Here is a 9,530-nt window from a genome sequence, read left to right on the forward strand (position 1 = left end):
GGGGTGGACGGGGATGGAGCGGGTCAGTCCGTCAGCAGGATGCCGGTCAGGAGGACGCCTCTCGCCAGGTTGAGGACCTCGTCGCACCCCGGGTAGCCCACCCGCGCCAGCGCGCCCGAACCTGTGCGGTCGAACAGGTACGGGGCGAGGCTGTACGGGACGTCGGCGGTGACCGTCTCACCGGTCTCGATCTGCACGAAGTCCATCGTCACCCGGTCCGCCTCGTGGTAGCGCTGAAGGATGTTGCCGCCCTCCGCGATCGCAGCGCGTACCCCGTCCGCCCACGCCACAGCCGTCATCTCCCGGCCGATCAGCACGCCGTGCCCGGCTGATCCGCCGGCCGGCTTGGCGACCAGGTCGGCCTGTTCGGCGAGCGCCCGGTCGAGCTGGTCGGCGGTGAGCGCCACGGTGTGCGGCACGTACCGGCGGATCAGCGTCCGGTCGTCCTCCGGCAGCAGGTCCAGGTCGTCCCAGAGCCAGGCGTAGTTCAGCTTGTTGCTGAGCAGCCAGGCGGCGCTGCTGACGAACATCGGCAGCGTGCCGGCGGCGAGCGCACCGGCCACCGCGTCCAGCCCGGCGCTGGGGGTGACCCGGTTGGGCACGAACAGCCGGAACAGGGCGTCCACCGGGGCGCCGCCGACGACCAGCCGGTTCTGCCCGTCCAGGGTGGCGGTGGCGACCGGGGCGATGACCAGGTCGATGCCGAACGGGCGGGCCTGGTCGATCAGCGGGGCCAGGATCCGGATGAACGTCTCCGGGTCGTCCAGCCCCGGGTAGTCGGCGTCGAAGTCCATCAGCAGCGCCACCCGGGCACCGTCGGGCAGGCCGAGCGTGTCCCGGATGGCCACGAACCGCTGGTCCAGCAGGGACGGCGCGGGCCGGGTGCCGTCGAGCAGGTCATGGGTACGGTACAGCTCGGCGTACCGCTGGATCACGGTGTCGGCGTCGAAGCCGCCGCCGAGGCTGCTGTCGATGTTGTACTCGACGATGCACGGCACGCCGCCGGAGAACAGCACGTCCGGCCGGTACGCGGCGAGCAGCCCCTCGTGCAGTTCCTCGTCCGGGTCGAGCAGCCGGGTCTCGCCGTCCGGCACGTCGAGCAGCAGGCGCAGCTCACCGGCGGTGCGGGCGCGGCGCCGGCAGGCCTCCAGGATGAGCTGGGCGATGCGGTCGCAGACCTCGTTCAGCTCGCGGAACGCGTCGGCGGTGAACACGGGCGGGCGGGCCAGCCGCCACTGCTTGTTGTACGTGGCCCGGCCGTGGAAGATCTTCTCCCAGGCCACGGCGCCGGTGGTCACCATCGCGGTACGGGTGGACTCGGGCAGGTCGGTCCACGCCTGGCCGAGCGGCGGCCACGTGTAGTTCGGGTCCATCGTTCATCCGTCCTTGAGGGTCAGTTGGATGGCGGCGGTGAGCTGGTCGCGGCCGGGCTGCACGGCCCGGTCCAGGGCGGGCGCGAAGGGCAGCACCGCGCCGTCGGGGCGGGTGACCCGGCGGGGTGGCGCGGCCAGCCGGACCCGCTCGACCACCGTGGCGATGATCTCCCCGGCGATGCCGCAGGAGCGGTTGCCGTCGTCGACGACCACCAGCCGCCCGGTGCGGCTCACCGACTCGACCAGCCCGTCCCAGTCGAACGGGTAGAGCGTGCGGGGGTCGAAGACCTCCACCGACGCCTGGCCGGCGAGCTCCTCGGCGACGGCGAGCGCGTCGTGCACCAGGTGCCCGACCGCCACCACTGTCACGTCGGTGCCGGCGCGGCGGACGATCCCCCGGCCCAGCGGCACGGGCACCAGGTCGGTGACGTCGGCGCGCAGGTCCAGGGCGCCCGCCGGGGCGAAGACCACCACCGGGTCGTCGCAGCGGATCGCGGAGACCAGCAGCCCGTACGCGTCGGCCGGGGTGGCCGGTACGACTGTGGTCACCCCGACGTGGGCGAACAACGCGTACGGGTGGTCGGAGTGCTGCCCGGCCCAGCCGGTGCGGGAGCCGGAGCCGGGCACCACGTAGGTGACCGGCACCGCGCACTGGCCGCCGGTCATGAGCGGGAACTTGTGCGCGTGGTTGACGATCTGCTCGAAGACCAGGAACAACAGCGACGGGATCTGGAACTCCACCACCGGGCGGGCCCCGGCCAGCGCCGCGCCGGTGGCGAAGCTGGTGAACGCCTGCTCGGACAGGGGGGTGTCGCGGACCCGTTCCGGGCCGAACTTCTTCAGCAGGCCGGTGGTGACGTTCGCGGCGGCCACCCGGATGTCCTCGCCGAGCACCACGACCGAATCGTCGCGGGTCATCTCGTCGGCGAGCGCCCGGGTGAGCGCCCTGCGGTAGGAGAGCCGGGGCATCAGCCACCTCCGGTCCGGGCGGTGAGCCCGCTGGCGTACAGGTGGTCCAGGGCGGTCGCCGGGTCGGGGTGCGGCCCGGCGAGCGCGAAGTCGACGGCGGCGTCCAGTTCCGCCTCGACGGCGGCGTCCACCTCGGCCCGCACCGCCGGGTCGAGCCGTGCTCCGGCGATGTCCACCGGATCGCGGGACCGGCCCTCGGCCACCTCCTCCGGCGGCCGGTAGTCGAGGCGTACCTGATGTTCGAAGGTGTGGTGGGCGTCGAAGCGGTAGGTGCGGGCCTCGACCAGCTCGGGTCCGCCGCCGGCGCGCATCCGCGCGACGGCGGCGGCGGTGACCTCGCGTACCGCCTCGGGGTCCTGCCCGTCGACGACGGCCGCCGGCATGCCGAAGGCGGCGGCCCGCCCGGCGATGGTGCCGGCGACCGCGCCGTCGACCGGCATGGTGGTGGCGTAGCCGTTGTTCTCGCAGACGAACAGCACCGGTATCCGCCAGAGCGCGGCCAGGTTGAACGCCTCCAGGAGCATGCCCTCGTTGACCGCGCCGTCGCCGAAGAAGGTGGCGCCGACGATGTCGGCGCCACGCCGCCGGCGCTCCCACACCGCTCCGGTGAGGATCGCCCCGGCGGCCCCGACGATGGCGTTGGCGCCGAGGACGCCGACGCCGAAGTCGGCGGCGTGCATCGACCCGCCCCGGCCCCGGTTGAGCCCGGTGACCCGGCCGCACAGTTCGGCCAGCATCCGGGCCGGGTCGGCACCCTTTGCGAGCACGTGCCCGTGCCCGCGGTGGGTGCCGGTGACCAGGTCCTCGCGGTCCAGCGCCGCGCAGACGCCGGCGGCGATCCCCTCCTGACCGAGGTACGGGTGGATGCCGCCGACGATCTCCCCGGCGCGGACCAGCTCGATCGCGCGTTCCTCGAAGCGGCGGATCAGCCGGACCGTCCGGTAGAGCCGGAGCGGGTCGGAGCCGGTCACGCCGGACGGCCCTCCTTGACGGCGGCGAGGATGTCGTCCCAGAGGCGGGCGCGGGCGGCGAGCGCGGCGTTCACCGTGTCGGCGCACTCCTGCCACTTGGTGTCGTCGTCGCCGCACAGGTCGGCCAGCATCTGCATGGCCATCGGGGTGTGCTGCTCGCCGTCGACCTCGATGTGCCGCTCCAGGTAGTCGACGAACTTGTTGAGCCGGTTGCTGCGCTCGTTGACGGCGACGACCTGGGTGAACATCTCGGGGATGAGGTCCTCGCGGCCGAACGCGAACGCCGCGGCCTGGCAGTGCACAGGGGTGGTCTCGATGATGCGCCAGGTGGTGCCGGCGAACGCGGCGGACGCCGCGGGGACGCCGGCGGCACCGAGCGCCTCGGTGACCGGGGTGCCGTCGCGCAGCAGATCGACGAGCTTGTTCACGGCTGTGGTGTCGGCGCCGGCCTCGGTCATGCCCTGCACGTACAGCTCGAAGTGGCTGATGTAGCCGTCGCCCAGCTCGTCGCTCTCCTCGACCATGACGATGTCGTTGATGAGGCGGCGGCTGCCGGTCGGGCCGGTCGGGATCCACGGCACCGTGACGCAGGTGAGCTGCCGCTGCAACGACTTCAGCAGGGACATGAAGTCCCAGACGGCGAAGACGTGGTGCTCCATGAACGTGACGAGCGCGTCGTGGGTGTCGAGGTTGGCGTAGAGGGGGTGCTTGACCACCACGTCGCGGCGCTCGGTCACCGCCCGCTCCAGCCGCTCGATGCCCGGGTGCGTCTTACCCCAGTCGTACCGTGACATTGTCAGCCTCCCTGCTGGGCGCGGTCGCGCCAGATGACCGGGCAGTAATCGGGGTCCGCGTAGTCCGGCCGGCCCTCGTGGGTGCGGCGGACCAGCACGTCGTGGTTGTACGCGGCGAGCGTGCCGTCGGAGAGCGGATACTCCCGCCAGGCGTTGTCGCCGTCCTGCAGGTGCAGCGAGACGGCCCGGCGGGGCCGGCCGCTGACGTTCGCACCGCTGCCGTGGTAGGTGCGGCAGTGGTGGAAACTCATGTGTCCCTTGGGGATCACCATGGGGATCTTGCGGATCTGCGCGCCGTTGTACGCCGCGTTCTCGGCGAGCATCACCTCGAGCTGGTCGCGGTCCCGGTCGGCGAAGTGCCGCACCACCGTGTCGTCGGCGCCGATCTCCCGCCAGCGGTGGGAGCCGTCGACCATGGTGATGGTGCCCATCTCCTCACCACAGTCGTGGAAGGGGATGAACGCGGTGAGCATGTTCTCCGACGACGAGGACGCCCAGTAGTGCTTGTCGAAGTGCCAGGGCACGATGTTCGACGGCTCGCCGGCGATCGGCGGCTTCCAGATCAGCGTGGACTGGAAGATCCGGATCTCGGCGGCGCGGGCCAGCCGGGCGGCGACCGCACCGATCAGCGGCTTGCGCAGGATGCGGGCGATGCCGTCGTGCTCGTGGTGGACGTAGTCGTTGTGCCGCTGCACGTCACCCTTGGAGGGCTCCCAGTAGGCCAGCTTCGGCGGACGTACCGGCAGGCGGCGGTCACGGTCCCCGGCGTAGTAGCTGTCGGTGGCGGCGACGAGTTCGTCCACCTCGTCGTCGGTGAGCAGCTTCTTCGACAGGTACCAGCCGTGCTCGGCGTAGTGCCGGACGTCCTCGTCGGAGGGAAGCAGCGCCTCCTCCTCGGCGGTCAGCCCGGGATCGATGGTGGTCATGCCCCAGCCCCTCCGGCCGCGACGCCGGGGGTCGCCCCCGCCGCGGCCAGCTCGCGTTCCTTCGCTTCGTAGAGCGCCTTGATGTTGCCGCTGCCGAAGGTGCGCGCCCCGCGCCGCTCGATGAGTTCGAGGAAGAGCGTGCGGCGCACGTGCATCGACTCGGTGAAGATCTGCAGCAGTTGCCCGTCGTGGTCGGAGTCGACCAGGATGCTCAGCTCGCGCAGCCGGTCCACCGGCGCGTCCAGCCGGCCGACCCGCTGCTCCAGCCCGTCGTAGTAGGCGCCGGGCGTGCTGGCGAACCGCACCCCGCGCCCGGCGAGCGCGCCCACGGCGGTGACGATGTCGTCGGTGCGCAGGCCCAGGTGCTGCACCCCGGCCCCGGCGTGCCAGCGCAGGAAGTCCTCGATCTGCCCCGGCCGGGCGCCGGTGTCCGGCTCCAGCAGCACGAAGGTGACAGTCCCGGACGGGCTCTGCACCACCTTGGAGTTCATCGCCTGGCCGGCGACCTCGATGTGCTCGGTGAAGATGTCGGCGAAGCCGAACACCTTCTCGTAGTGCGCGACGGTCTCGTCGAGCTGCCCCGGCGGCACGCAGATCGCCAGGTGGTCCACCTCGGCGAGCAGCGTGTCCGTGCCGTCGGGCGCGGTCACCGGCTCGATCGCGCCGGGCAGGAACACGCCTGGGTCGCCGCGCCGTTCGACGAGGCGGTGCACCACGTCGCCGAAGCCGCCGACCTCGGCCACCACCACCTCGGCGTCCGCGCCGGTGAAGGTGCGCGGCGGGCTCAGCGCCGTCGCGCCGCGGTCCACCAGCTCGGCGTACGCCCCGGCGGCGTCGTCCACGGCGAGCGCCACCACGGCGATGCCGTCGCCGTGCCGGTGCACGTACGTGGCAGCCGGGTGCTCGGCGGACAGTCCGGTGGTCAGCAGCAGCCGGATGCCGGCCTGGGCCAGCAGCAGGGAGCGCTGCCCGTCCAGCCCGGTCTCCGGACCGCCCTGCCCGCACAGCCGGAAACCGACCGCGTTGTCGAAGTAGAAGGCCGCCTGCCGGGCGTCCCCCACGTACAGTTCGAGATGATCTATCCCGTTGATGGTCATGGGCTTCCCCTGTTCCCCCCGTGATCGCGACCCGGACGGACGCCCGGGACTGGAGTCCGGTCAGCCCGCGGCCGGGGTGGCGGCCCGGCGGGCCGGCCCGGAGAGCCGGCGCAGGAGCAGACTGACGTTCTGGCCGCCGAACCCGAACGAGTTCGTCAGCGCGTGGCCGGCCCGGGTGGGCCGGGGCACGGCGCGGACGTGGTCCGCCTCGCACTCCGGGTCCGGGTCGTCCAGGTGGTAGGTGGGTGGCAGCAGGCCACTGTCGAGCGCCAGCGCGGTGGCCGCGGCCTCCAGCACCCCTGACGCGCCGAGCAGGTGCCCGGTGAGCGCCTTGGTGGAGCTGACCGGCACACCTCCGGTGCCGAACACCTCGGCCAGCGCGGTCGTCTCGGCGACGTCACCGAGCTTGGTGCCGGTGCCGTGCGCGTTGACGTACCCGACGTCGGCAGGCCCGATCCCGCCGGCCGCCAGCGCGCGGCGCATGCACGCCGCCGCTCCGGCGCCGTCCGGCCGCGGCGCGGTCGGGTGGTACGCGTCGGTGTTCGCCCCGAAACCGGCGACCTCGGCGTAGCCGCGCACACCCCGGCCCTCGGCGTGCCCGGCGCGCTCCAGCACCAGCAGCGCCGCGCCCTCGGCCAGCACGAAACCGTTGCGCCGCTTGTCGAACGGGCGGCTCGCCTCGGTCGGTTCGTCCCAGCCCCGGGCCAGCGCCCGGGCGTTGCCGAACGTGTCGGCGAACGTGCCGAACAGCGGTGCCTCGCTCGCCCCGCACACCACCACGTCGGCCTCGCCGGAGCGGATGAGGCGTACCCCGTCGGCGACGGCCTGGGCGCCGGACGCGCAGGCCGTGCCGACCGACGAGCTGTAGCCGCGGATGCCGTGCGCGATGGCGATCCGCGCCGATGGCATGTTCGGCAGGATGCCGGTGAGCAGGTACGGGCTGACCGCCGCCCGGCCCCGGGCGGCCCGCGCCAGCACCTGGCCCTCCAGCGTGGACATGCCGCCCACGCCGCCGACGATCACCGCGATGCGCTCCGGGTCGACGTCGCGGCCCACCTCGATGCCGGCGTCGGCGAGCGCCTCGGCGGCGGTGATCAGGGCGAGCAGCACCACCCGGTCGAGCACCTTCGTCTCCGGTCCGGAGGCGACGCTGCGCGGGTCGATGTCCGGCAGCACCCCGGCCACCTCCAGGCTGCCCGCCGCCGGGTGTCCCTCGGGCGGGCGGCGCAGCCCGGACCGGCCGGTGATCAGCGCGTCGAACGTGTCCGCCACGCCGCGCCCGGCCGGGGTGAACAGGCCCATGCCGGTGATGACGGCGGTCACGACGGCGCCTCGGTCAGGTAGCGCTCGCGCAGCGCCACCTTGCGCACCTTGCCGGTGACGGTGACCGGGATGTCGTCGGCGCGTACCGGGACGATCCGGCGCAGCGTGGCTGCCACGTCCGGGCCGAGCGCGGTACGGATGCGCTCGGTGCGGTCCGCCTCCGGGTCGGCGCCGGCGGCCAGCTCCAGCAGCACGTCGGTGGTGACTGTGCCGTCGTCCGCCTTGACGATCACCACAGTGCAGTCGGTGACGTCGGGGCAGGCGGCGAGGATGCGTTCCTCGGACAGCGCGGTGAAGAACCGCTTCCCGTTGCCTGCCTCGACCGAGTCGACCGCCCGGTCCAGGTGGTAGTAGCGGCCGTCCTCGTCGGCGTACACCAGGTCGCCGGTGAGGTACCAGCCGCGCAGCCGGAACCGGTACGTGGTGACCGAGTCGTTCCAGTAGCCGCGGAACAGCGACGGCGAGTCGATGCCGAGCCAGCCGACCTGCCCGGGCGGCAGCTCGTTGCCGTCGGCGTCGAGCACGGCGACCTTGGCGAACCGGTACGGGCGGCCCACGCAGCGGCCGTACCGGTCGGTGTCGGTGGTGTGGGTGATGTGGAACATCGAGTGGCCCATCTCGCTGGAGCCGAGCCCGTCGATGAACACCGACCCGGGTACCCGGGTCACGCCGCCACGCGTCACCACGTCACGGGAGCCGACAGCGACCAGCCGCCGTACGTGCGGCTCGTGCGAGCAGTCGCCGGTGTTGAACCACAGCCGCACCGAGTCCAGGTCGTAGCCGGACAGGTCGAAGCGGGCCAGCTCGGCCCAGGTGACCGAGAAGCCGAACACGCCGTCCGGGCGCCACCGCTGGATCGCGTCCAGCACCCGCTCGCCGCCCTGGTCGGAGAGCAGGAACATCTCCGCCCGGTTGCCGAGCGCCTGGTTGACCATGAGCACTGTGGCGGTGTGCGGGGCCGGCAGCGCGTTGAGGATGCGTGTGGTGCCCTGCGCCTGCGGCATGGACAGCAGGTGACGGGTGGCGGCGAACAGGCTGGCGTGCGAGTGCAGCACCGCCTTCGGCACGCCCGTGGTGCCGGAGGTGTGGGTGATCACGATCGGGTCGTCCGGGTGGTGCCGGTAGTGCGCGGGTGCCGTGTCGGGGTCGCCGGTGCCGGCCTGCGCGGGCTCGCCGAGCATCGGCGCGCCCAGGTCGTGCCCGGCCAGCGCCTCGGCGTGCGCGGCGTCGGCGAGCACCCCGGCGGCGCGCAGCCGGCGGATGTACTCGGCGGCGATCTCGGGACGCAGCCTGCCGTTCATCAGCGCCGGGATGGCGCCGAGGCGGGTCAGCGCCAGGAACGACAACACCATGTCGGCGGCGGTGCCGGCCCAGACCGCGACCGGGTCGCGGGGTTTCACCCCGCGTTCGTGCAGCCACGCCGCCCGGGCGGCGACCATCCGGTCGAGCCGGCCCAGGGTCAGCGGGGTCTCGGCCGGGTGGCCGTCGGTCTCGGTGTCGAACGTGAGCCCCGGCCCGTCCGGGTCGGCGCCGTGGGCCAGCACCCGGGCGAGCACGTTGCCCGCGCCCAGCTCGGCGTCGGCCGCGAGCGCGCCGCGTAGTCCCTTCGTCCTCATTGACGTGTTCCCTCCCCCAGCAGCACCGCGGTCGCCTCGCCCGGCGTACCGTCCGGTGCCAGTTCGATCAGGATCAGCAACGCCTGTGCGGCGTCGCCGTCGTACAGCAGCAGGTCCGCCTCGGCCTCCCCCTCGGCCCGCGCGTCGCCGGTCGGGCTCAGGCACACCACCGGCCCGTCCAGTCCCCAGCGCGCCGCGACGTGCCCGGCCACGCTGTTCGGCACCGACTGGAAGAAGAACAGCGGCCCGATCCGCCCGCCCGCGGCCACAGTGGCGCGTACGTGCGCCGCCCCGGCGGTGTCCCCACCGGCGCTGACCAGCACCACAGCCGTCCGGTTGCCCGGCGGCAGCGGCCCGGTGCCGTACCGCCGCGCGAGGCAGCGCTGCGCCACCGCGGCCACCAGCGGCGCGAACGGCGAGTGCACGAACCCCGGCACCCCGGCCGGCCCCCCGTCCCCGTC

9 protein-coding genes are annotated in these 9,530 nt (G+C 73.3%); all 9 read right to left on the bottom strand.

The window, feature by feature from the left end; translation table 11 throughout:
• Window positions 1-23 precede the first annotated feature (23 nt).
• From ABD52_RS33975 to ABD52_RS34015, 9 genes are read right to left on the bottom strand one after another with little or no spacing between them, the layout of a single operon-like run.
• Complete coding sequence (locus tag ABD52_RS33975) at window positions 24-1,373, bottom strand: hypothetical protein (protein ID WP_047894432.1); 1,350 nt, start codon at window positions 1,371-1,373, stop codon at window positions 24-26.
• Window positions 1,374-1,376: 3 nt separating this feature from the next.
• Window positions 1,377-2,342, bottom strand: coding sequence for an alpha-ketoacid dehydrogenase subunit beta (locus tag ABD52_RS33980; protein ID WP_030268688.1), 966 nt, complete (start codon window positions 2,340-2,342; stop codon window positions 1,377-1,379).
• Entirely contained in the window at window positions 2,342-3,313 is a 972-nt protein-coding gene (locus ABD52_RS33985; protein ID WP_047894433.1) for a thiamine pyrophosphate-dependent dehydrogenase E1 component subunit alpha, read from the bottom strand. Before ABD52_RS33985 ends, ABD52_RS33980 begins: the two co-directional genes overlap by 1 nt.
• Window positions 3,310-4,107: a DUF3050 domain-containing protein gene (locus ABD52_RS33990; RefSeq protein WP_013286631.1), complete on the bottom strand. Its 798-nt coding sequence runs from the start codon at window positions 4,105-4,107 to the stop codon at window positions 3,310-3,312. The genes ABD52_RS33985 and ABD52_RS33990 overlap by 4 nt, the downstream gene beginning before the upstream one ends.
• A 2-nt stretch (window positions 4,108-4,109) precedes the next feature.
• Window positions 4,110-5,033 (bottom strand): phytanoyl-CoA dioxygenase family protein, encoded by a 924-nt coding sequence (locus ABD52_RS33995; protein WP_047894434.1) that lies wholly within the window; start codon window positions 5,031-5,033, stop codon window positions 4,110-4,112.
• The gene (gene hppD / locus ABD52_RS34000) at window positions 5,030-6,130 is read right to left on the bottom strand and encodes a 4-hydroxyphenylpyruvate dioxygenase (protein WP_013476571.1); all 1,101 of its coding nucleotides are present in this window, start codon (window positions 6,128-6,130) and stop codon (window positions 5,030-5,032) included. The genes ABD52_RS33995 and hppD overlap by 4 nt, the downstream gene beginning before the upstream one ends.
• Before the next feature lie 60 nt (window positions 6,131-6,190).
• Window positions 6,191-7,453, bottom strand: coding sequence for a beta-ketoacyl synthase (locus ABD52_RS34005; protein ID WP_047894435.1), 1,263 nt, complete (start codon window positions 7,451-7,453; stop codon window positions 6,191-6,193).
• Window positions 7,450-9,069 (bottom strand): class I adenylate-forming enzyme family protein, encoded by a 1,620-nt coding sequence (locus ABD52_RS34010; RefSeq protein ID WP_047894436.1) that lies wholly within the window; start codon window positions 9,067-9,069, stop codon window positions 7,450-7,452. Before ABD52_RS34010 ends, ABD52_RS34005 begins: the two co-directional genes overlap by 4 nt.
• Complete coding sequence (locus tag ABD52_RS34015) at window positions 9,066-9,506, bottom strand: beta-ketoacyl synthase chain length factor (protein ID WP_235437643.1); 441 nt, start codon at window positions 9,504-9,506, stop codon at window positions 9,066-9,068. The genes ABD52_RS34010 and ABD52_RS34015 overlap by 4 nt, the downstream gene beginning before the upstream one ends.
• Between the last annotated feature and the right edge of the window lie 24 nt (window positions 9,507-9,530).

This window comes from Micromonospora sp. RV43 (assembly GCF_001029515.1).
GTDB lineage: Bacteria > Actinomycetota > Actinomycetes > Mycobacteriales > Micromonosporaceae > Micromonospora > Micromonospora aurantiaca.